This window comes from Streptomyces sp. ALB3 (assembly GCF_044385685.1).
In the GTDB taxonomy this organism is placed as follows: domain Bacteria; phylum Actinomycetota; class Actinomycetes; order Streptomycetales; family Streptomycetaceae; genus Streptomyces.
Genome location: NZ_JBISCE010000039.1, coordinates 242,211 through 262,882, shown reverse-complemented (window position 1 = coordinate 262,882; position 20,672 = coordinate 242,211). Strand labels below are relative to the sequence as shown.

Annotated in this window: 20 protein-coding genes; 11 read left to right on the top strand and 9 right to left on the bottom strand. The window is 72.1% G+C overall.

Features of this window, described 5'->3' with window-relative positions; all coding sequences use genetic code 11:
* Window positions 1-231: 231 nt before the first annotated feature.
* Complete coding sequence (locus tag ACHFIV_RS25840; RefSeq protein ID WP_398973567.1) at window positions 232-882, bottom strand: FMN-binding negative transcriptional regulator; 651 nt, start codon at window positions 880-882, stop codon at window positions 232-234.
* A gap of 298 nt (window positions 883-1,180) precedes the next feature.
* On the opposite strand from ACHFIV_RS25840, the gene ACHFIV_RS25835 reads away from it, so the two are divergent.
* From ACHFIV_RS25835 to trpC, 8 genes are all read left to right on the top strand, one after another.
* Window positions 1,181-2,419, top strand: a complete 1,239-nt coding sequence (locus tag ACHFIV_RS25835) for an arginine deiminase (protein WP_398973565.1) — start codon at window positions 1,181-1,183, stop codon at window positions 2,417-2,419.
* Window positions 2,420-2,548: 129 nt separating this feature from the next.
* Complete coding sequence (gene ddaH / locus ACHFIV_RS25830) at window positions 2,549-3,385, top strand: dimethylargininase (protein ID WP_398973563.1); 837 nt, start codon at window positions 2,549-2,551, stop codon at window positions 3,383-3,385.
* A gap of 132 nt (window positions 3,386-3,517) precedes the next feature.
* Window positions 3,518-4,870: a lysine N(6)-hydroxylase/L-ornithine N(5)-oxygenase family protein gene (locus ACHFIV_RS25825; RefSeq protein ID WP_398973561.1), complete on the top strand. Its 1,353-nt coding sequence runs from the start codon at window positions 3,518-3,520 to the stop codon at window positions 4,868-4,870.
* Window positions 4,871-5,094: 224 nt separating this feature from the next.
* On the top strand, window positions 5,095-5,310 hold the full coding sequence (locus ACHFIV_RS25820) for a hypothetical protein (protein ID WP_398973559.1): 216 nt from the start codon (window positions 5,095-5,097) through the stop codon (window positions 5,308-5,310).
* A gap of 174 nt (window positions 5,311-5,484) precedes the next feature.
* Window positions 5,485-5,772 (top strand): acyl carrier protein, encoded by a 288-nt coding sequence (locus ACHFIV_RS25815; protein WP_398973556.1) that lies wholly within the window; start codon window positions 5,485-5,487, stop codon window positions 5,770-5,772.
* An 87-nt stretch (window positions 5,773-5,859) separates the two neighbouring features.
* The gene (locus ACHFIV_RS25810) at window positions 5,860-6,681 is read left to right on the top strand and encodes a LuxR C-terminal-related transcriptional regulator (RefSeq protein ID WP_398973554.1); all 822 of its coding nucleotides are present in this window, start codon (window positions 5,860-5,862) and stop codon (window positions 6,679-6,681) included.
* 452 nt (window positions 6,682-7,133) lie between these two features.
* Window positions 7,134-7,775, top strand: a complete 642-nt coding sequence (locus ACHFIV_RS25805) for an LmbU family transcriptional regulator (RefSeq protein WP_398973551.1) — start codon at window positions 7,134-7,136, stop codon at window positions 7,773-7,775.
* Window positions 7,776-8,304: 529 nt separating this feature from the next.
* Window positions 8,305-9,096: an indole-3-glycerol phosphate synthase TrpC gene (gene trpC / locus ACHFIV_RS25800; RefSeq protein WP_398973548.1), complete on the top strand. Its 792-nt coding sequence runs from the start codon at window positions 8,305-8,307 to the stop codon at window positions 9,094-9,096.
* Window positions 9,097-9,194: 98 nt separating this feature from the next.
* On the opposite strand, the gene nirD is transcribed toward trpC, so the two are convergent.
* Genes nirD through ACHFIV_RS25785 form a run of 3 tightly spaced genes read right to left on the bottom strand, consistent with a single transcriptional unit; the run spans window position 9,195 to window position 13,404 of the window.
* Window positions 9,195-9,554: a nitrite reductase small subunit NirD gene (nirD, locus tag ACHFIV_RS25795; protein ID WP_398973546.1), complete on the bottom strand. Its 360-nt coding sequence runs from the start codon at window positions 9,552-9,554 to the stop codon at window positions 9,195-9,197.
* Complete coding sequence (nirB, locus tag ACHFIV_RS25790) at window positions 9,554-12,139, bottom strand: nitrite reductase large subunit NirB (protein ID WP_398973543.1); 2,586 nt, start codon at window positions 12,137-12,139, stop codon at window positions 9,554-9,556. Before nirB ends, nirD begins: the two co-directional genes overlap by 1 nt.
* Window positions 12,139-13,404: an NAD(P)/FAD-dependent oxidoreductase gene (locus ACHFIV_RS25785; RefSeq protein WP_398973540.1), complete on the bottom strand. Its 1,266-nt coding sequence runs from the start codon at window positions 13,402-13,404 to the stop codon at window positions 12,139-12,141. Before ACHFIV_RS25785 ends, nirB begins: the two co-directional genes overlap by 1 nt.
* Window positions 13,405-13,552: 148 nt before the next feature.
* Here ACHFIV_RS25785 and ACHFIV_RS25780 point away from each other — a divergent pair, with 148 nt between their 5' ends.
* Complete coding sequence (locus tag ACHFIV_RS25780; RefSeq protein WP_398973537.1) at window positions 13,553-14,344, top strand: sulfite exporter TauE/SafE family protein; 792 nt, start codon at window positions 13,553-13,555, stop codon at window positions 14,342-14,344.
* Here the strand turns inward: ACHFIV_RS25780 and ACHFIV_RS25775 are convergent, their stop codons facing one another.
* From ACHFIV_RS25775 to ACHFIV_RS25760, 4 genes are all read right to left on the bottom strand, one after another.
* The gene (locus tag ACHFIV_RS25775) at window positions 14,345-14,977 is read right to left on the bottom strand and encodes a class F sortase (RefSeq protein WP_398973535.1); all 633 of its coding nucleotides are present in this window, start codon (window positions 14,975-14,977) and stop codon (window positions 14,345-14,347) included.
* 23 nt (window positions 14,978-15,000) lie between these two features.
* Window positions 15,001-15,687, bottom strand: coding sequence for a hypothetical protein (locus ACHFIV_RS25770; protein WP_398973532.1), 687 nt, complete (start codon window positions 15,685-15,687; stop codon window positions 15,001-15,003).
* Window positions 15,688-16,037: 350 nt separating this feature from the next.
* Window positions 16,038-16,514 (bottom strand): DUF5990 family protein, encoded by a 477-nt coding sequence (locus tag ACHFIV_RS25765; protein WP_398973529.1) that lies wholly within the window; start codon window positions 16,512-16,514, stop codon window positions 16,038-16,040.
* 103 nt (window positions 16,515-16,617) lie between these two features.
* The gene (locus ACHFIV_RS25760) at window positions 16,618-17,412 is read right to left on the bottom strand and encodes an aminotransferase class IV (protein ID WP_398973527.1); all 795 of its coding nucleotides are present in this window, start codon (window positions 17,410-17,412) and stop codon (window positions 16,618-16,620) included.
* A 69-nt stretch (window positions 17,413-17,481) separates the two neighbouring features.
* On the opposite strand from ACHFIV_RS25760, the gene ACHFIV_RS25755 reads away from it, so the two are divergent.
* Together ACHFIV_RS25755 and cutA are read left to right on the top strand one after the other, a co-directional pair.
* Window positions 17,482-18,060 (top strand): NADPH-dependent FMN reductase, encoded by a 579-nt coding sequence (locus ACHFIV_RS25755; RefSeq protein ID WP_398973593.1) that lies wholly within the window; start codon window positions 17,482-17,484, stop codon window positions 18,058-18,060.
* Between the two features lie 57 nt (window positions 18,061-18,117).
* Window positions 18,118-18,456 (top strand): divalent-cation tolerance protein CutA, encoded by a 339-nt coding sequence (gene cutA / locus ACHFIV_RS25750; protein WP_398973524.1) that lies wholly within the window; start codon window positions 18,118-18,120, stop codon window positions 18,454-18,456.
* 124 nt (window positions 18,457-18,580) lie between these two features.
* Here the strand turns inward: cutA and ACHFIV_RS25745 are convergent, their stop codons facing one another.
* On the bottom strand, window positions 18,581-20,656 hold the full coding sequence (locus ACHFIV_RS25745; RefSeq protein ID WP_398973522.1) for a molybdopterin oxidoreductase family protein: 2,076 nt from the start codon (window positions 20,654-20,656) through the stop codon (window positions 18,581-18,583).
* Window positions 20,657-20,672: the final 16 nt, after the last annotated feature.

Genomic DNA, 20,672 nt, shown 5'->3' with positions numbered 1-20,672 from the left:
GGCCCCGGAAGGCTCCCGGTGGGGCCGGGCGCGAACGAGGCGCGTACCGGGATGATTTCACTTACCGACATTGGCTTTTCTCCTCGTGAAGAGCGGGCGCCGCATTCCTGAAGGTGCGCCGGTTGATTCTGCGTAGGGTGACCGTGATGATCCGGGCGAGTTCCATGGAAGTGGTGCGGAATCCCATGTCGAGCAACGGAGAAATGCGCGGCGTTCCGGCGGGTGCCCGGTTCATGGCAATCGGCTCATGAGAGAGGCGGTCGCCCGGTGGCGGCTGCACGGATGGTCGCTGAACGTCTTCTGCACACGGCCGCGAATGTCGGGACGCTGTTCCTGACTGAGTTTGAACATTCCGTCGGCACCGGTGACGGTGAAGCGGAACGCGCCCACGCTCGGCAGGATCTTCCGGAAGTAGCCGATCGACGCGGTCATGTCCCAGCTGGTGCCGAAATCCGCCTCGAAGGCGCGCACGGTGGACGTGACCACGTCCAGGCTCTCCTCGGACGACCCGGTCTCGTCGAGCCGCTCGATCGTGCCCCGTACGTGCACCGAGGTGAAGTTCCAGGTGGGTGCCGCCGGCGTCACCCCGTACACCGTCGGTGAGACGTAGGCGTGCGGACCGGTGAAGGTCAGTACCGCTGTCCCGCCCGTCCGCAACGCGGACCAGTGCGGGTTCGACCTGTTCATGTGGCCGAGCAGGACGGCCCCCGACAGGTCGGCGCCGAGGGCGGGGGCGTCCGGATCCGGGATCACGGGCAGATGGGTGGCGAACGGCCCGTCGTCGGCGTTGCCGTTGCCGACCAGCAGGGCCAGGGGGTTGTCACGGACCAGGTCGGCCATCCAGGACCCGGCCGGCTCTCGGTAGGGCGGGGGTACGAACATCAGGACCGCTCCTTTCGGGGACGGGGCGTCCGTCTGCCGAGAAAACTAGCCAGCGGCCTTTTCGGCTTGTTATCGATCGGGCTTCGTCCCCGGGCCGTCCTGCGGGCCGCACGGGCATAGGCGCGTAGCGGTACGGAGAAAAACAGACGTGTTCGTGGACCGTCATGTTCAGGCCGCCGTGGCGTGACCCGTATGGCCGAAAAGACTTCGATAACGGAAAAGAAGCGTGCCTCCGTAGCTTCGGTGCACGAGCAGACGCTGCCCAGGACCGAAGGCAGGATCGAAGTCAGGAGAGAACATGTTCCATGTGAATTCTGAGGTCGGTGTGTTGAAGCAGGTGATCCTGCACGAACCGGGCCTGGATTTCGAGCGGCTGACCCCCGGCAACAAGGAAGACCTGCTGTTCGACGACGTCGTGTGGGTGTCCAGGGCGCAGGAGGAGCACAGGGCCTTCCAGCAGCTTCTCCGCGACCGGGGGGTCACGGTCCACCTCCTGCACGGTCTGCTCGCCGAGACGGTCAAGGACGAGGAGGCGGTGGCCTTCGTGCTCGGCCGTGTCCTGGACGACCGCCAGCCCCATCTCGGCGCCACCCTGACGGAGGTGACCGGGCGGGTGCTCGCCGCCATGGGCCCCGAGGACCTCGCCACCCACCTGATCGGCGGCCTCAACAAGCGCGAACTCGTCGAGGCGCTGGGCGAGCGTCGCGCCGGCGCGGCCCGGTCCCTGGGGCTGGACCTGCTGGCCGACGACGACTTCGTCCTCGCGCCGCTGCCCAACTCGCTCTTCACCCGGGACACCAGCTGCTGGGTGTACGACGGCGTCTCGGTCAACCCGATGATGAAGGCCGGCCGCAAACGGGAGACCGTCAACTACGAGGCGCTCTACACCTTCCACCCGATGTTCGCGGACAGCGGCGCCCACCGGTGGATCGACGGCGAGGCGATGGCCCCCGCCTCGATCGAGGGAGGTGACGTCGAGGTGATCGGCAACGGCACGGTCCTCGTCGGCCTCGGCGAACGCACCACCCCCGCCGGGGTGGAGATCCTGGCCCGCTCGCTCTTCCGGGCCGGCTCCGCCCTCCGCGTGATCGCCGTCGAACTGCCCAAGGCCCGTGCCCTGATGCACCTCGACACCGTGCTGACCATGGTGGACAGGGACGCGTTCACGCTCTTCGCCGGTCTCGACCGCCGGCGTCTGCGGTCCTGGACGCTGACCCCCGGCCCCCGCGAGGTCCCGCGGGCCACCGAGAACGGGGACTTCTTCGCCGCCGTCGGCTCGGCCCTCGGGCTCGACCGGGTCCGGGTGCTCCAGACCCGGCAGGACTCCTACGGCTCGGAGCGCGAGCAGTGGAACGACGGCTCCAACCTCCTCGCCGTGGCCCCCGGCAGTGTCGTCGCGTACGAGGTCAACGAGCACAGCAACCGGATGCTGGAGGACAACGGCATCGAGGTGCTGCCCATCCGGGGTGACCAACTGGGCCGTGGCCGCGGCGGACCGCGCTGCATGAGCTGCCCCGTCGAACGCGCGGCGGCCTGACCGGGTCCGCGCCCCGCACACGTCGACGCGACGGTGGGCCGACCACCGCACGCGTCACCGCACGCTCCCGGGCGACCCCCGGGGAGCGGCCGAACACCGCAGGAGCTCCACCGACCGGAAGGCACTCCCTTGTCCCAGAACACGGCCGTGCGTACGGCCACCGCCCGGCACTACCTGATGTGCCGGCCCGCGTACTTCGACGTCACCTATGCGATCAACCCCTGGATGAACCCCGGGAAGCCGGTCGACGCCGCGCTCGCGGTGGAGCAGTGGGAAGGCCTGCGACGGCTGTATCTGGAACACGGACACACCGTCGACCTCATCGAGCCGGTCGAAGGGCTGCCCGACATGGTCTTCGCGGCCAACGGCGCGACCGTCCTCGACGACCGGGTGCTGGTCGCCCGGTTCCGGCATCCGGAACGCGGCGCGGAGGCCCCGGCCTACCAGGAGTGGTTCACCTCCCGCGGCTACCCCGAGGTCCATGCGGCCGAGTACGTCAACGAGGCCGAGGGCGACTACATGGTGGTGGGCGACACCGTGCTGGCGGGTACCGGGTTCCGGACCGACCCCCGCGCCCACGACGAGCTGCGGCGGGCCCTGGGCCGCCCGGTGGTCACCCTCACCCTGGTGGACCCCCGCTTCTACCACCTGGACACCGCACTCGCGGTGCTCTCCGACACCGAGATCATGTACTACCCGGGCGCCTTCGCCCCGGACAGCCTGGCCACGCTCCGCGAGCTGCACCCCGACGCGCTCCTCGTCCGTGAGGAGGACGCCCTGGTCTTCGGGCTCAACGCGGTCTCCGACGGGCTGCGGGTGTTCCTGCCCGACACCGCCACGGTGCTCGCCGCGCACCTGCGCGACCGCGGCTTCGAGCCGGTCGGGGTGGACCTGTCCGAGCTGCTGAAGGCGGGGGGCAGCGTGAAGTGCTGCACCTTGGAGATCCGCCACAGGACCGCCGGCTGAGGTGTCGTCCCGCACCGTCACCACCGCCGCCGGCGGCTCCGCGCCGCCCGCGCCGCCCGCGCCGCCCGGAGGCCGGGACGCCGCCGGCACCCGGCCATCCACATTCACAGCCCCGCGAACGGGAGAGCATTCATGATTGCCTGCGAGAACGAGTATTACGACGTGGTCGGCATCGGATTCGGTCCGTCCAACCTGTCGTTGTCCATCTCACTGGAGGAGCACCACGCCAACGTCCTGACCGCGCCGCTCTCCGCGGCCTTCTTCGAGCGCCAGCCGTCGTTCGGCTGGCACCGGAACATGCTGCTGCCCTCGGCGACCATGCAGATCTCGTTCCTCAAGGACCTGGTCACCTTCCGCAACCCGGTGTCGCGGTTCAGCTTCGTGTCGTTCCTCCACGACCAGGGGCGACTGGCGCAGTTCGTCAACCGCAAGGACTTCTTCCCGCCCCGGCAGGAGTTCCACCAGTACCTGGAGTGGGCCGAGTCGAAGATGGCCAACGTCGTCTCCTACGACTCCGCCGTCACCGGGATCCGGCTGCCCCCGGACCACACGCACGGACCGGCGGACCACGTGCGGCTCGACGTGCGCGACACCGTCGGGGGCGGCACGCGGCAGATCAAGGCGCGCAACGTGGTCGTCTCCACGGGGCTTCAGCCGCGCATGCCGGACGGGATCACACGGGACGCAGCGGTCTGGCACAGTTCGGAGTTCCTCGGCAGGTACGGGCGCACCGACCCGGCGAAGCTGCGGAGCGTGGCGGTGGTCGGGGCCGGACAGAGCGCTGCGGAGATCACCAAGTTCCTCCACGAGAAGCTGCCGCACGCACAGGTGCACGCGATCCTCCCGTCGTACGGATACTCGGTCGCCGACGACACACCCTTCGCCAACCAGGTGTTCGACGCCGAGGCGGTGGACGACTACCACTTCGGTGACGGGCCGGCCCGTGACGCCTTCTGGCGCTATCACCGCAACACCAACTACGGGGTGGTCGACGACGCCGACATCCGGCACCTCTACCAGGTCGTCTACGACGAGGACGTGACAGGGGTGAAGCGGCTGCACTACTCCAACCTCACCAAGGTCGACTCCGTCCAGAAGGCGGGGGAGCGAAGGAGAGTCCAGCTCCGGTCACTGCGTGGCCAGGACCTGAAGCCCCTCGACGTCGACGTCATCGTCTTCGCGACCGGCTACGACACCATGGACCCGACCGCCCTGCTCGGCGACCTGGACCGCCACTGCCTGCGCGACGAGTCGGGGAGGCACCGGGTGACCCGTGACTACCGTCTGGTCACGACGCCCGAACTCGCCTGCGGGATCTACCTCCAGGGAGGCACGGAGCACACGCACGGCCTGACGTCGTCCCTGCTGTCGAACATCGCCGTGCGCAGCGGAGAGATAGCCGACTCCATCATCCAGCGACGCGCGGAGCGCGAGGTCGTACCGGTGGCCGCAGGGACGCCCACCGCCGTGCACGAGACCCTCTGACACCACTCACGGCCCCCGGGCCGTCCGCCCTCCAGCCCCCGGTCCTTCAGTCCCCGGGGGCTGAAGGGCTGTCCGTGCGCAAACATGGGTGTACAGGCCATTGTCTGCTGTCGGAAAGTAATACGCGGAGGATTTCCTCCATGGCGGACCGGGTGCGAAAGCGATTGAATTTAGTGTGCAAGTCCATGCGGAAGGCCCGTCGGACGGGCCGGGGAGGCAGCGTGATGGATTCCACGGCAGGTGCGGTGATCACGAGTTCGGTGATGCTGAGTACGGCCACGCTCGTGGCCGCGGGGCTCTTCTGGGTCTCCTCCGAGAGGAGCACGTGGCGGAGGGCGGCGGACGGCGCCACGGCACGGCAGGAAGAACTCCGTGAGCAGGTGAGCGAGCTGTGCGACCGTGTCGGGGCCCTCCAGCGTCTTCTGGAGGGGGCCGACTGAGGCGCAGCACGGCCCACGGGGCGCACGCGCGGCCGGCCGGACCGGCTCCGTCTTTTCGCCCTCCGGAACTGGACCGATATTCCGCCGATAAGACTGTTCCCTAATGTCTTCGGCAAGAAGGCGTGGAGCCGCGAAGGCTCACGGCCGCAGGGATTTCCCAGTGGAGGCGACAGCATGAGCGGTTCGGACGATCGCGTGAACCAGGGCGGGCCGGCCACGGAGGGCGAGCGCCGTCTGGCCGCGTTGTGGGCGGAGGTGCTCGGAGTGCCGGCCGAACGCATTCGCAGGGGCGACAACTTCTTCGAGATCGGCGGTACGTCCCGCGCGGCGGCACGGCTGGTGATCGCCCTGGAACGGCGCCTGACCATCGGCGAGTTCGCCCGAAGCCGTACGCTGACGAACATGGCGGACCTGCTGGACCGCCGTCCCGCGCCCCGAAGCGGCGCGGCCGTCGGTGGCTGAGATGGAGGAGCGGCCCCCGAACCCGCCCCAGCCCTCCCGGGCCGCGCCGGCGGCACGGGTGAACCCCGGCAGAGGAAGTGATCCGCCATGCGACTGGTCGTAGCCGAAGGATCCGCGGTGCTGCGCGCGGGTCTCGTCCACGTACTGGGCGAGCACGGTCACCGGACGGCCGCCGCCGTCCATGACGCCGCGGCCCTGCCGGGCCTGATCGGCACCCACCGGCCCGACGTGCTCATCGCCAACGTCAGGCTCGCCCCGACCTGGGGTGACGAGGGTGTGGGCGCGGCGCTCGACGCCCGCCGTGAACACCCCGGTCTCGGGCTGCTGCTCTTCTCCGCCGCACCCGAACCGCAGCACGTGGCGCGGCTGTTCGCAGGTGACGGGGTGGGGGTCGGCTACCTGATCCAGGACCGGATGACGGACGCCGGCGAGCTGATGGACGCCCTCGCCCAGGTCGCCGGAGGCGGCACCACGGTCGACCCGCGCATGGTCGGCGCGCTCGCCGCCGGCGCCGTGCGCCGCCGTGCCGGCGACCGGGGCGGGGGCGGAGGACTCGAGGCGCTGAGCGAGCGGGAACTGGAGGTGCTGTCCCTCATGGCGCAGGGGCGCACCAACGGCGCCATCGCGGAGCGGCTCAGCGTCTCGCGAGGGACGGTGGAGAAGCGGGTCGCGACCGTCTTCGACAAGCTGGACATCCCCGGAAGCCAGAGCGACAACCGCCGGGTGCTCGCGGTCCTGCGCTACCTGTCGGACCAGCACCTCCTGGCGGAGTCGCCCGCCACGGCGTCCTCCGCGCCGCGCCAGGGCTCCCGGGCGACGCCCGTGCGGGGGCTTCTCACGGGGTCGTCGATGGCTCCGATGGCGGTGAGGCGGGTTCCGGTGCGGTCGGTACTCGACCGGGCGGCCTGAGGGGCGCCGCCTCCTTCGGGGCGGCATCAGCAATTCGGGAATCCATCCTTCCGCTATGTGGCGCGGGGCGGCGTTTCACGGCTGTGCGAGGAGGCGGCCCTCACTCATGGGACGGGCCTTGGCGGGGCCGCATGGCCGTCATTATCGAAAGGTAATACCTGCCGAATGCAACAACTCTCACGACCGGGGAACTCAGGCCGCCCCCGGCGCCTGCACACAATCTTGACACTGTAACTACCGACTGCTTTCCTGGCTTTCGACGTGAGCGCAAAGTGACTAATTAAACCGCGTACACAGAACTGACCGAGACGGGGGTCATGTACGTGATCTTGGCCAATGGTGTCGATGGTGGAATAAGAGAACCCGCGTCATCCGCTCCACGGGTGACACGAGTGATTCCGCCGCAGCGGGGCGGCGGGGGCAGGGGCCGGTCGGGGGCGAGGGCGGACCAGGTGCTGACCACGAGAGTGGGCCTGCAGTTACCGGAGGCGCTCAGTTTCGACGAGTGGGAGAGGGCGGGACGTCAGCTGGCGGGGGTCCTGGACTCCTCCTCGTGGTGGCTCGGGGACTGGCTGACCTATGGCAAGAACCATTACGTCGACCGGTACCAGCAGGGACTGCGGACCGCCGGTCTGCGGTACCAGACCCTGCGCAACTACGCCTGGGTGGCCAGGCGCTTCGAGGTGGAGCGACGACGTGCGCGGCTCACCTTCCAGCACCACGCCGAGGTGGCCTCGCTGCCGGTGGAGGGGCAGGAGGAGTGGCTCAGCCGGGCGGAGGAACTCGCGTGGACGACCAAGCAGTTGCGCACCGCCCTGCGGAAGTCCAGGGACGCCGACGTGGTCGACACGCTCGAGGAGGTCAGCGCGACGAAGCAGTTGGCCGTCCCGGCGGAACGCTTCGAGCGATGGCTGAAAGCGGCCGAGCGCAGCGGGGCCGACGTGGACGAGTGGGTGCTCGCCACTCTGGACTCGGCGGCGGAGCTGGTGTTCGAAGCGGGTGCCGGGACGGGCGGCGCCGTGGTCCGGCAGGTGGACGTGGTCACCCTGCAGAGCGCTCAGCGGAGCCGTGGGGCCGTATCCAGCGCGCATTGAGGGCCGCGTGCCCGGGGCCTTCCGTCCGCCTCGTGGAGCCGGGTCCCGGCCGGCCGCCTCCCCGGCCCGGCGGGGCGGTCCTCGAAGCCGGCTGTCCTGTCGACAGGACAGCCGGCTCTTTTTCTGCCGTCCGTGGCTCGTGGGACGTCCCGTCCGCCTGCCGGCCCGGACCCGTACGAGCACAGACCGGGGCGGAAGTCCGGGGCCGCGGTAAATCAATACGAAATCTTTATGCCACCCCGGGCGGGAGATTATCCCGGGTGCTCACCGCAATTCCGGCGAAAGGCCGACGGCGCCGCTCCCCGAAGGCCGCCACGGCACCGGCGCATTCCGGAGAGGCGGACGCCGGGTCCGCTCGCCGATTCGCCGATCGTTCCGGGATGCCCGGACCCGCCCCTCCCTGCCCGGGGCAATCCCTTCTGAATTTGCCGGAAGCGTACGAATCCCGACGTACATTTCAAGCCGCCTGCGCGGAAATCAGCCACAGTGTGTCCCGGGCGACTGTCCGGCGAGAGAGGGATCGAAGGCCATGAGCGTGCTCGACCAGATCATCGAAGGCGTCCGGGAGGACCTGGAGGCCCGGCGCGCGGGCACGTCGCCGGCCGAGCTCCGCGACCGCGCGGCGGCCTGGGGAGCGCCACGCGACTGCGCAGCCCTGCTCCGCGATCCGGGGCGGGTGTCGGTGATCGCCGAGGTGAAGCGGGCCAGCCCGTCACGCGGTGCGCTCGCCGACATCGCCGACCCGGCGGCGCTCGCGGCGGACTACGCCGCCGGAGGTGCCGCGGCCGTGAGCGTCCTGACGGAGCGACGGCGGTTCGGCGGCTCGCTGGCCGACCTCGAGGCCGTCCGCGCACGGATCGGTGTCCCCGTCCTGCGCAAGGACTTCATCGTCGACCCGTACCAGGTGTGGGAGGCCCGGGCGTACGGAGCCGACCTGATCCTGCTCATGGTCTCCGCCCTCGACGACGGCCGGCTGGCCGCACTCCTCGGCCTCGCGCTGGAGGCCGGACTGACCCCGCTGGTCGAGGTGCACGACGAGTCCGAGGCGGAACGGGCCCTCACGGCCGGCGCCACGGTCATCGGTGTCAACGCCCGGGACCTGCGGACCCTCCAGGTCGACCGGGGCACCTTCGCACGGGTCGTCCCCGGCCTCCCGCCGACCGTGGTGCGCGTCGCCGAGTCCGGTGTCCGGGACGCGGCCGACGTCGCGGAGTACGCCGCACTCGGGGCGGACGCGGTCCTGGTGGGCGAGGCACTCGTCACCGGCGGCGACCCCCGCCTGTCCGTCACGCGTCTGCGGACGGTCGTGCCGGCCCGCTGACGGGGGGTGGGCCGGGACCGCGAAGGCGGCACCCCGCCCACAGGGTGCCGCCGGGAGCCGGCGCGCGCTCCTGGGAGCCGCGCCGCCGGGCGCACGGGTCAGTCCGCGCGGACCGGGAAGACCGGCACGGTCACGTCGTCGTCGTCCAGGCAGGCGCCCGTCTCCAGGTCGAAGCGCTGCTTCAGCAGCGGCGACGCGACGAACGGCCGCCCCTCCGCGGAACCCACCAGGCCGCGGGAGAGGACGTACGCCCCCGTGAACGGGTCGCGGTTGTCGATCGCGTACGCGCGCCCCGCCCGGTCCACGAACAGCGCCACCTGCCGGCCGTCCGGGAGGAGGGCCGCCACACCGCGCCCCGGGGTCAGGAGCGAGCGGTCGCAGAGCGTGAGCCAGTCGTCCCCGTCCGCGAGCCGGATCGTCCGGGTGTCCCGCGCCGTTTCCATCGTCTGGGTCGTCATCAGGAAGAGGTCCCTTCAAGAGTACGGATGGCAAGCACCGGGCCCGCGAGGATGTCCAGGTCGGGCTTGACCTGGTCCCGCTCGGGGACGAACTTGACCGAGGGGTCGGGGGCGTCGGGAGCGTTCACGAAGGTCACGAAGCGGCGCAGCCGCTCCGGGTCGTTGATGGTCTCGGCCCACTCGTCGCGGTAACCGGCGACGTGGTCGGCCATCAGCCGCTCCAGCTCGTCGCAGAGTCCCAGCGAGTCGTGGACGACGACGTCGCGCACGTGCTCCAGGCCGCCCTCGATCCGGTCCAGCCACGTCGACGTGCGCTCCAGGCGGTCCGCCGTGCGGATGTAGAACATCAGGAACCGGTCGATGAGACGGACCAGTTCGGCGTCGGAGAGGTCCTGCGCGAGCAGGTCCGCGTGACGCGGGGTGGCGCCGCCGTTGCCGCCCACGTAGAGGTTCCAGCCCTGCGCCGTGGCGATGATCCCGAAGTCCTTGCCGCGGGCCTCCGCGCACTCCCGGGCGCAGCCCGAGACCGCCGACTTCAGCTTGTGCGGCGCGCGCAGGCCCCGGTAGCGCAGCTCCAGGTCGATGGCCATCCTCACCGAGTCCTGCACGCCGTAGCGGCACCAGGTCTGCCCGACACAGGACTTGATCGTGCGCAGCGACTTCCCGTAGGCGTGCCCGGACTCGAAGCCCGCGTCCACCAGGCGGGTCCAGATCAGCGGCAGCTGGTCGACGCGGGCACCGAACAGGTCGATCCGCTGGCCGCCGGTGATCTTCGTGTAGAGGCCGAAGTCCCGGGCCACCTCGCCGATCACGATGAGCTTCTCCGGGGTGATCTCACCACCGGGGATGCGCGGGACGATGGAGTACGAGCCGTTGCGCTGGAGGTTCGCGAGGAAGTGGTCGTTGGTGTCCTGGAGGGCCGCCTGCTCGCCGTCGAGGACGTAGCCGCTCGCGCCGACCGTGGGGGCCAGCGACGCGATGATCGAACCGACCGTGGGCTTGCAGACCTCGCAGCCGTCGCCGCCACGGGCCGTCTCACGGCCGTGCGAGTCGAGGAGGTCGGCGTACCGGGTGACACCCAGGGTGCGCACGATCTCGTACAGCTCGCTGCGGGTGTACGCGAAGCAGCCGCACAGCCCCTGGTCCTCGGGCTGCGGCAGCAGCTGTCCGATGACCTTGACGCAGCTTCCGCAGCCCGTCCCGGCCTTGGTGCACTTCTTCACCTCGGGCAGCGTGGTGTGCTCGCAGATGGCGCCCTTGGTCACGTTGTGGCAGGAGCAGATCACGGCCTCGTCGGGCAGCGAGGACGGGCCGAGGGTGACCGGGCCCCCCGCGCCGGCCGGCAGCACCAGCTGCTCCGGGGAGACCGGGAGCACCGTGCCGGTCATCGGCCGCAGCGTGCCGTACTGGTCGGCGTCGCCGACCAGGACACCGCCGAGCAGCGTGCCGTCCTGGCCGATCACCAGCTTCTTGTAGACACCCGAGCGGGAGTCCGCGTACACGACGTCGAGGCAGCCCTCGGCCGTGCCGTGCGCGTCACCGAACGAGGCGACGTCCACACCGAGCAGCTTCAGCTTCGTCGAGAGGTCGGCGCCCGTGAAGGAGGCCGCGTTGCCCGCGATCACCTCGGCGACCGCGAGCGCCATCTCGTAGCCCGGCGCCACCAGCCCGTAGACCCGTCCGTCCGAGGCGAGGGCGCACTCGCCGATCGCGAAGACGTCGCTGTCGGAGGTGCGGCACTCCTCGTCGACGACGATGCCGCCGCGCGGGCCGACCTCCAGACCGCAGTCGCGGGCCAGCTGGTCCCTGGGACGCACGCCGGCGGAGAAGACGACGAGGTCGGTCCCGAGCGAGGAACCGTCCGACAGGGACATGCCGTTGACCCGGCCGTCCTCGCCCGAGGTGACCTCCTGGGTGCCGACGCCCGTGTGGACGGAGAGGCCCATGTTCTCGATGGTGCGCAGCAGCGCCGCGCCGCCCCCGTCGTCCACCTGGACGGGCATCAGCCGGGGGGCGAACTCCACGACGTGCGTCTCCAGGCCGAGGCCCTTCAACGCGCCCGCCGCCTCCAGGCCGAGGAGGCCGCCGCCGACGACCGCGCCGGTCCTCGCGGTCTTCGCGTACTCCTCGATCGCCAGGAGGTCCTCGATGGTGCGGTAGACGAAGCAGCCCTCGGCGTCCTTGCCGGGAACGGGCGGGACGAAGGGGTACGAGCCGGTGGCCAGCACCAGCGTGTCGTAGGAGAAGGTCTCCCCGGAGCGCGCGGTGACGGTGCGCGCCTCACGGTCGACGCTCTCGGCCGGGTCACCGACGCGCAGCTCGATGCCGTGGCGCTCCATGAAGCCCTGCTCGACGAGCGAGAGGTCCTCCGGCGTCCTGCCGGAGAAGTACGAGGTCAGCTGGACCCGGTCGTACGCGGGGCGGGGCTCCTCGCAGAGCACGACGATCCTGGCGGTGCCGGCGGCGGCGGTCAGGCCACGGTCGGCGAGCGCTTCCAGGAACCGCTGTCCGACCATCCCGTGCCCGACGACCACGATCGTCGGCACGCCTGCGGTGGGGGCGGTCGGGGGAGTGGACACCGGCATCAGAAGCCTCCGTCGTTGGTGAGCAGGTGGAGCAGGGACATGTCGGCGGGGAGGGGGTCGTCGTCCTGCCACGTCCGGGCGAGGGTGCCGACCGCGCCGAGATCGCCGAACAGGACCCCGCCCGCCAGCCGGTCGCCCCGGACGACGACCGTGCGGTACGCGTTCCGGGTGGCGTCGGCCAGCCTGATCACGTCGTCGCCGGGCATCGGGCGGGAGTCGCCGAAGGCGGCCAGGTCGAGCCCGGCGGACGTCCCGGAGACGACGGCGGCTCCGGTGGTCCCGACGGGCAGGGGGGCGGAAGAGGGGGAGCGGAGGGTGAGCCGGGTGAGCGCCCTGGTGCCCCGGTAGCGGGCGGGGCGACCGGACAGCACCTCGGCCAGCGCGTCGGCCTGTTCGAGCGCGGCACCCGCCAGCCCGTAGACCGTGCCGTCGTGCTCGGCGCAGTCGCCGACGGCGTGGACGTACGGGTCCGACGTGCGCAGCTCGTCGTCGACGACGACGCCCTTGCGGACCTCCAGGCCCGCCGCCTGGGCCAGACCCGTCCTGGGACGGACCCCGCAGGCCAGGACCGTGATCTCGGCCTCCAGTTCGTAACCGTCGGCCATCTCGACGGCGCGCACCGCGGGGGTCTCCCCGCCGGTGCAGCGCAGGCCGCGCACCCGGCACTCGGTGTGCACCTCGACGCCGAGTGCCTCCAGGTGGCGGCGCAGCATCCCGGCCGCCTCGGAGTCCAGCTGCCGCTCCATGAGGTGCTCGCCCTGCTGGGCCAGCACCACCTGCGCGCCGCACTCGGCCAGGGCACGTGCGGCCGACACCCCGAGGAGGCCGCCGCCGATGACCACGGCCCGTACGCCGGGGCGTACGGCGGCGCGCAGGGCCAGGCAGTCCTCGAGGGTGCGGAACGGGTGCACCCCGTCCGGCAGCACGTGACCGAGGCCGCGCAGCGGCGGCAGCACGGGGTTGGAGCCGGTGGCCAGGACCAGGCGGTCGTAGCCGATGACGCCGCCGTCGTCGCAGAGCACCTGTCGCTCCGCCCGGTCGATCCGCACGACCCGCACCCCGCGCCGCACCTCGGCGGGCGGCAGCGCGATCACGTCCGGCTCGTACCGGCCGGCGAGCACCTCGGCCAGCAGCACCCTGTTGTAGGGCGCGTGCGCCTCCTCGCCGATGACGGTGACGCCGGGGACCCGGGCGGCGAGCCGCGCGCCCGCCATCCCGGCGCCGATCACCACCACCCGCGCCGCGTTCTCCGTCTGTGTCCTCATGCCCATGAGAGTGCGCGGCGGGTGTTACCCGACCGCATCCCTCCTGTTTCCCGGGAGGAACCTTGCGCTCAGCGCGCGGTGACGCCCGCTGTGAGGGCGAGGGCGGCCGGTTGGACGGTGTACCCACCACCTGCTTAAGGTCGCCAGCATGCCTGAGACAACCCTCACCACCCTGGTCCTCCTCTGCCTGGCCGCAGCGGCGGCGGGCTGGATCGACGCGGTGGTGGGAGGTGGCGGGCTGCTCCTCCTGCCCGCCCTGCTGCTCGGCCTGCCGCACGTCCCGGCCGCGCACATCCTCGGCACCAACAAGGCCGTGGCCATCGTCGGCACCTCGGGGGCCGCCGTGACCTACGTGCGCAAGGCGCCGGTGCAGGTCGGGACGGCCGTACGGATCGGGCTCATGGCGCTCGCCGGATCGATGGCCGGCGCCTTCTTCGCCGCGGGCATCAGCAGCGACGTGCTGCGCCCGGTGATCATGGTGGTGCTGCTCGCCGTGGCGGCCTTCGTGATGCTGCGTCCGTCCTTCGGCACGGCGGCGGCCGGTGACGGCGCGGGCAGGAAGCCCGGCCGGGCCCGGACCGTCACCGCGATCGTGCTGGCCGGCGGCGGTATCGGCTTCTACGACGGGCTCTTCGGGCCGGGGACGGGCACCTTCCTGGTGCTGGCCCTGACCGCCGTGCTCCACCTCGACCTGGTCACCGCGTCCGCCAACGCCAAGATCGTGAACGTCTGCACCAACGGCGGGGCGCTGGCGATGTTCGCCTACCAGGGCACCGTCCTGTGGCAGCTGGCCGCGCTGATGGCCGTGTTCAACCTCGCGGGCGCGATGCTCGGGGCACGCATGGCGCTGAGGAAGGGCAGCGACTTCGTGCGCGGGGTCCTGCTGGTCGTGGTGTTCTCACTGGTCGCCAAGCTCGGCTTCGACCAGTGGACGGCTTGATCAGCGCACCCCCGTGAGGTGTGCGTACGCCACCACGTTGCCCTGGTAGCCGGTCTCGCGGTTGAAGCCGCCCCCACAGGTGATCAGCCGCAGCGAGGCGTACGGCGTGGCGTCGTAGACGCGCTCGTCCGGGAAGTCGTCCTTGTCGTGGAGCTCGACCGCGTCGACCGAGAAGACGGCGGTGCGGCCGTCCCCGCGGTCGACCTCGACCCGGGCGCCCTTCTTCAGGGAGCCCAGGGAGTAGAAGACGGACGGCCCCTCGGCGTTGTCGACGTGACCGGCGACTATCGCGGTGCCCTCGGCGCCGGGCGGGGTGCCGTCCTCGAACCAGCCCGCGAGGTTGCGGTCCGAGGCGGGCGGTGCGGCGAGGCGGCCGTCGGCGCCCAGGCCGAGTCCCGTCATGGGAGCGTCCACACCGATGGCGGGGACGCGGATCCTGACCGGCGCGGCGGGCCCCAGCGGCCGGGTGGTGCCCGTCCCGGTCCGTGGCCCGGCGCCGGCGGTGAAGGCCTCGGCAGTGGCGGGCTGGGGGGCGGCGGTCCGGACGGCCGAGCCGTTGTGGACCAGCCACAGGCCGCACAGCGCGACGATGCCCGCCAGCCAGGCCCTGGACCTCAGTGCCGTCCTGTCCACGTCCCGTCCTCCGCCGGGCGCCCTCAGTAGCGCATGCCGCGTGGGCCGTAGTGGCGTGCTGCGCCCGCGCGGCGCCGGCGCAGGAGCAGGGCGCCGCCGACGGCCGCCGCGGCGACGAGGCCACCGCCCGCGACGAGCTGGGCGGTGTCCGGGGTGGCGCTGCCGCCGACGCCCGTACCCACGTGCCCGGACGGCCGGCTGGGGCTGGGTGCGGCCGTGGGCCTGTGCCCCGGGGGCACCGGCGGCTCGGCGGAACCGGGTTCCGTCCCGGGGGGCGTTCCGGGCTTCGTCCCGGGCGCCGAGCCCGTGCCGGTTCCGGGCTGCCGCACACCTCCGGCCTCGTCCCCGGTGTCCGCCGTACTCTCCTCATCGGTCTCCGGCCAGGAGGGCTCCAGGGCCGCCGCGGGGTCCTCGGCCGTGTCCGGGCCGTCGAGCGGATCCAGACCTTCGAGCGGCTCCGCGTCACCGGACTCCAGGCCGTCCGCGGGCTCCGGGTCCCCGGCCGTCGTGTCGCCGCTCTCGCAGAGGAGCGCGTCGCCGCCCGCCGCGCCCTCGGGTCCGCAGTCCGTCGTGCCGGGCGCCACCGTGGCGGCGGCGAACTCCGGTCTGCCGAGGCCGTCCGCGTACGCGGACGGGGCTGCGGCGCCGAGCGCGGCGACGGTGAGGGCCGCTGCGGCGGTGCCGGTCACGAGGCGGGCGGGGCTGCGCATGGGAATCCTCCGGGCAGACGGATGTGTCCTGCCTCCGAGGTAACGGGCCATACCGTCCCCGCGCATGCTGACGGTCCGTCAGATATCACCCGTGCGGGTCAGGGGGGCGTCGCGGTCCGGCCGCTGCGGTGCAGGTCGTGGCCCTGGGGGAGGCCCTGGGCCGGACCGGCGCCGATCGGGTGGCGCCCGCACCGACAGTGTGACGCAGGTCACAGGAATGCTCGCGTGATGGCCGGGAACACGGTGACTATCCCCCCACGGGGCGGCATCCCCCCGCCGGCCCCATGGCAATCGCCCTCACAGGCCTCCCCCCCCCGGCCCTGTGAGGGCGGTGTCATGACTCCCGCGACTCAGGCCCCGGAGGCCGGGCTCCCCTCCGTCGCGGCCCAGACGATGTCCGGCGGGCGTACGCGGGCGCACCGCGGCCGCCCTTCGGCGTCGGTCAGACGCAACCGCGCGGTGAGGTGCCCGGTGCGCGCGGCGGCCTCCAGGACGTCGGGGGAGACGTCACTCATCATCAGCTTGGCCCGCCGGAACATGGTGAACGCGCCGTCGCCGTCCACCGTGCCCCACGACAGGTAGATGAAGCGCCCCCCGAGCCGGTTCTGGACGTACGGCCCCGACACCTCGACGCCCTCGGCGGTGGGCACGGCGGAGCAGTCCAGGGTCCAGGAGGCGCGAGCCGCGTCGCCCGGATGCAGGCCGAACAGTTCGCCGGGCCGGTCCTTGCGCTGCACGCCGACGTGGATGTCGTCGAAACCGGCGAAGTCGGTGCCGGGGGCGCAGGTGCGGCCCGGGAGTTCTGAGGCTTCGATGTGGATCTGCATGGCCCCATGCTCCCGCACCCCTGTGCGCCCGCGCCCCCGCGCTTCCGCACGCCGAGGAGGCGGCGCGGCCTCGCCGCCGCGGGCCGTGCGTCCGTGGAGGAGGTCAGACGGCCTCGCGTGGGGCGTCCTCGTACACCTGGCCGAGCAGCCTCATCAGGTCCTCGTCGACGGTGAAGGGCACGTCGTCGATCCGGTGGACCGGGGCGATGCCCTGGGAGTTGGTGACGAACGCCGACCGGTAGCCGGTCAGCCCGTCCAGCGTCACCCCGCGCCTCACCGAGGGCAGGCCCGTCCGCGCGAGGCCGCTCTCCAGCAGCGCCATGGTGATGCCCGTCAGTGCGGGGGCGTCCGGCCAGACCACGGAAGTTCCGTCCCAGAAACCGATGTTGGTGACCGCGCCCTCGGTCACCATGCCGCCGGGCGAGGTCAGCAACGCGTCGTCGAAGCCGGCCCGCCTGGCCTGCTCCCCGTAGTAGACCTGGCCGAACTCGCCGGGGCGTTTGATGTGGGGTACCGAGCGTGCGAAGGGGACCGACATGAGGCTCCGCGGCGTGTGGTCCGCAGGGACCGGCCCCCGCACCGTCACCATGGGTACCGGCGCCGGGCTCCCCGGCGGCATGAAGCCGTGGACCCGGACCGACGCGTCGTGCCTCCTGGCGCCGTCGAGTGCGTGCCCGACCAGTCCGCGCACGCGCTCCCCGTCGAGCGGAGAACCGAACAACTCCCGGTTCGCGGAGTCAAGGCGGTCCAGATGCAGGGCGAGTCCGCGCACCATGCGGTCCCTGACCTGCATCGCGGTGAAATGGCCGTAGCCGGCGAAGGCCGGGATCCGCAGATCGTCCCCGGTGGCGGGAAGTCCGTCGAACTCGACGTAGAGGTCCGGAACGGAGGTCGTCATGGCCTCCAGCCTATGCGTGGCGGTCCGGCGCTTGACCTCAACCATGGTTGAGGCGTGAGTCTGCGGTACATGGACCTCAACACACCTGCTTCCCCTCCGTCCGACGACCCCCTGAAGGTGGCCGTCATCCTCGGCAGCAACCGCGAGGGCCGCTTCGGACCCGTCGTCGCCGAGTGGTTCCTCGGGCGGGCGGCCGGCCACCCGGACATCGAGGCCGGTCTGATCGACGTGGCGGAGACCGAGCCGCCTGCCACCGGCGCCGCCGCGGCGACCACGCGGCTGGCGCGCGCCGACGCCTTTGTCGTCCTGACCCCCGAGTACAACCACTCCTACCCGGCCCCGCTGAAGAACCTCATCGACCGGCACTACACCGAGTGGCAGGCCAAGCCCGTCGCGTTCGTGTCGTACGGCGGAATTTCCGGCGGCCTGCGCGCGGTCGAGCACCTGCGCCAGGTCTTCGCCGAACTGCACGCCGTCTCCGTACGCGACACGGTCTCCTTCCACAACGCGGGCGCCCTCTTCGACGACCGGGGCGCGCTCAGGGACCCGGCACAGGCGGACGGAGCGGCCAAGAGGATGCTCGACCAGCTGGTCTGGTGGGGCCGCGCCCTGCGCGAGGCCAGGACACGGCACCCGTACGGCGGCTGACGGGGCGGGAGCGGACAATCGAGGGGCCACGGACACCGAGGACGAGGAGACCCGGGCATGACCGGACCCGCATGGCTGACCGTACTGACCACGACGGACAGCGAGGAGAAGGCCCACACCCTCGCCAGGGGCGCGGTGGACGCACGGCTCGCCGCGTGCGCCCAGATCACCGCCCCCGTCACCTCCGTCTACCGGTGGCAGGGGGCGGTCGAGACCGGGCAGGAGTGGCAGGTGCTGTTCAAGACGACGGCCGAGCGGTACGACGCGCTGGAGGCCCACCTCGTCGCGGCGCACGACTACGAGACGCCCGAGATCATCGCCACGCCCGTCGTACGCGGCCACGACCGCTATCTCGCCTGGGTGTCCGCCGGGACGGCGCCCGTCGCGCCGTCGTGACGGACGCCCCGCTGCCCTTCCCCGCGCACGGCACGCCGCTCCCACACCCCCCGCGCACCTCCGTGGCGGGCGGTGACGGCTCAGCGGGTCACCGGGGGCACGCCCGTGCCGGGCGGTCACCGGCTCAGCGGGCGGCCTCCACCCGCACGGCGCACACCTTGAACTCCGGCATGCGCGACACCGGGTCGAGCGCGGGGTTCGTCAGGGAGTTGGCCCGGCCCTCGCCGGGCCAGTGGAACGGCATGAAGACGGTGTCCTGCCTGATCCCCACGGTGATCCGGGCCGGTGCCACCGCCCGCCCGCGCCGCGAGGTGACGGCGACGGCCTCGCCCTCGGCCACCCCGATCCGCTCGGCGAGCCGGGGATGCAGCTCCACGAACGGACCCGGTGCGGCGGCGTTCAGCTCGGCGACCCGGCGCGTCTGCGCTCCCGACTGGTAGTGGGACACGACCCGCCCGGTGGTCAGCACGACCGGGTACTCCGCGTCCGTCTCCTCGGCGGCGGCCCGGTGCGTGACGGGGACGAACCGCGCCCGCCCGTCGTCCGTCGCGAACCGCTCCAGGAACAGCCTCGGCGTGCCGGCGTGGTCCTCGTCAGGGCACGGCCAGAACACCCCGTCCTCCGCCGCGATCCGGGCGTAGGTGATGCCCGCGTAGTCGGCGGGACCGCCCGCCGAGGCGCGGCGCAGCTCGTCGAAGACCTCCTCAGGATCGGCAGGGAAGCCCTTCCCGTGTCCCAGGGCCCCGGCCAGCGCGTGGAGCACCTCCAGATCGCTGCGCACCCCCTCCGGCGGTGTGACCGCCCGCTGCCGCAGCAGTACCCGGCCCTCCAGACTGGTGACGGTGCCGCTCTCCTCCGCCCACTGCGTCACCGGCAGCACCACGTCGGCCAGTGCCGCCGTCTCCGACAGCACCACGTCCGCGACCGCCAGGAAGTCCAGCGACCGCAGCCGCTCCTCCACATGCCCCGCGTGCGGGGCCGAGACGACGGGATTCGACCCCATGACCAGCAGCGACCGCACGTCCCGGCCCAGCGCGTCCAGCAGTTCGTAGGCACTGCGCCCCGGCCCCGGCAGGGTGTCGGGGTCGACGCCCCACACCCCCGCCACATGCCGGCGCGCCGCCGGGTCCGTGAGCTTGCGGTAACCGGGCAGCTGGTCGGCCTTCTGACCGTGCTCCCGGCCGCCCTGGCCGTTGCCCTGGCCGGTCAGGCAGCCGTATCCGGACAGCGGACGGCCCGCCCGGCCCGTGGCCAGGCAGAAGTTGATCCACGCCCCCACCGTGTCCGTTCCCTTGGCCTGCTGCTCGGGGCCACGCGCGGTGAGGACCATGCCGGTCCCCGCCCCGCAGAACATCTCCACGGCCTCGCGCAACTGCGGCACGGCCACCCCGGTGAGGCGCTCCACCAGTTCCGGCCAGTGCGCCATCGCACCCGCCCTCGCCTCGTCCCAGCCGCTGGTCCGGGTGCGGACGAACTCCTCGTCCACCCGTCCGTCCGCCACGACCAGGTGCAGCATGCCGAGCGCGAGGGCCAGGTCAGTGCCCGGCCGGGGCGCCAGATGCAGGTCCGCCTGCTCGGCGGTCCTGGTCCGGCGCGGATCGATCACGATCAGCCGGCCGCCGTTCTCCCTCAGCTCGGTCAGATAGCGCAGCGCGGGCGGCATGGTCTCCGCGATGTTCGAGCCGACCAGGATCACGCACCCGGTCCGGGGAACGTCCTCCAGCGGGAACGGCAGCCCGCGGTCGAGGCCGAACGCCCGCTGGTGCGCGGCGGCGGCCGACGACATGCAGAAACGGCCGTTGTAGTCGATCTGTGAGGTGCCGAGCACCACCCGGGCGAACTTCCCGAGGGCGTACGCCTTCTCGTTGGTGAGCCCGCCCCCGCCGAACACCCCCACGGCGTCCGCACCGTGCTCCGCCCGTGTCCCGCGCAGCCCGTCCGCGACCCGTTCCAGCGCCACGTCCCAGCTCGCCGGGGCCAGCTCACCGTCCGCGCCCCGCACGAGGGGCCCCGTCAGCCGCACACCGGCGGCGAGCACGGCGGGCGCCGTGCGCCCCTTGCCGCACAGCGCTCCCCGGTTGACGGGGAAGTCGGTGCGCTCCACGACCTCGACCACCCCGCCGTCGGTGACCGGTCGCAGCTTCATCCCGCACTGGAGCGCGCAGTACGGGCAGTGGGTGGGCGTCTCGGTGCGGGCCATACACCCAGCGTGCGAG

Excerpts from the sequence above, each read along its gene's own strand:
- ACHFIV_RS25840 (WP_398973567.1), bottom strand. The coding sequence starts at position 882 with ATGTTCGTACCCCCGCCCTACCGAGAGCCGGCCGGGTCCTGGATGGCC.
- ACHFIV_RS25835 (WP_398973565.1), top strand. The coding sequence starts at position 1,181 with ATGTTCCATGTGAATTCTGAGGTCGGTGTGTTGAAGCAGGTGATCCTG.
- ACHFIV_RS25825 (WP_398973561.1), top strand. The coding sequence starts at position 3,518 with ATGATTGCCTGCGAGAACGAGTATTACGACGTGGTCGGCATCGGATTC.
- ACHFIV_RS25820 (WP_398973559.1), top strand. The coding sequence starts at position 5,095 with ATGGATTCCACGGCAGGTGCGGTGATCACGAGTTCGGTGATGCTGAGT.
- ACHFIV_RS25815 (WP_398973556.1), top strand. The coding sequence starts at position 5,485 with ATGAGCGGTTCGGACGATCGCGTGAACCAGGGCGGGCCGGCCACGGAG.
- ACHFIV_RS25810 (WP_398973554.1), top strand. The coding sequence starts at position 5,860 with ATGCGACTGGTCGTAGCCGAAGGATCCGCGGTGCTGCGCGCGGGTCTC.
- trpC (WP_398973548.1), top strand. The coding sequence starts at position 8,305 with ATGAGCGTGCTCGACCAGATCATCGAAGGCGTCCGGGAGGACCTGGAG.
- nirD (WP_398973546.1), bottom strand. The coding sequence starts at position 9,554 with ATGACGACCCAGACGATGGAAACGGCGCGGGACACCCGGACGATCCGG.
- nirB (WP_398973543.1), bottom strand. The coding sequence starts at position 12,139 with ATGCCGGTGTCCACTCCCCCGACCGCCCCCACCGCAGGCGTGCCGACG.
- ACHFIV_RS25785 (WP_398973540.1), bottom strand. The coding sequence starts at position 13,404 with ATGAGGACACAGACGGAGAACGCGGCGCGGGTGGTGGTGATCGGCGCC.
- ACHFIV_RS25780 (WP_398973537.1), top strand. The coding sequence starts at position 13,553 with ATGCCTGAGACAACCCTCACCACCCTGGTCCTCCTCTGCCTGGCCGCA.
- ACHFIV_RS25770 (WP_398973532.1), bottom strand. The coding sequence starts at position 15,687 with ATGCGCAGCCCCGCCCGCCTCGTGACCGGCACCGCCGCAGCGGCCCTC.
- ACHFIV_RS25765 (WP_398973529.1), bottom strand. The coding sequence starts at position 16,514 with ATGCAGATCCACATCGAAGCCTCAGAACTCCCGGGCCGCACCTGCGCC.
- ACHFIV_RS25760 (WP_398973527.1), bottom strand. The coding sequence starts at position 17,412 with ATGACGACCTCCGTTCCGGACCTCTACGTCGAGTTCGACGGACTTCCC.
- ACHFIV_RS25755 (WP_398973593.1), top strand. The coding sequence starts at position 17,482 with ATGGACCTCAACACACCTGCTTCCCCTCCGTCCGACGACCCCCTGAAG.
- cutA (WP_398973524.1), top strand. The coding sequence starts at position 18,118 with ATGACCGGACCCGCATGGCTGACCGTACTGACCACGACGGACAGCGAG.
- ACHFIV_RS25745 (WP_398973522.1), bottom strand. The coding sequence starts at position 20,656 with ATGGCCCGCACCGAGACGCCCACCCACTGCCCGTACTGCGCGCTCCAG.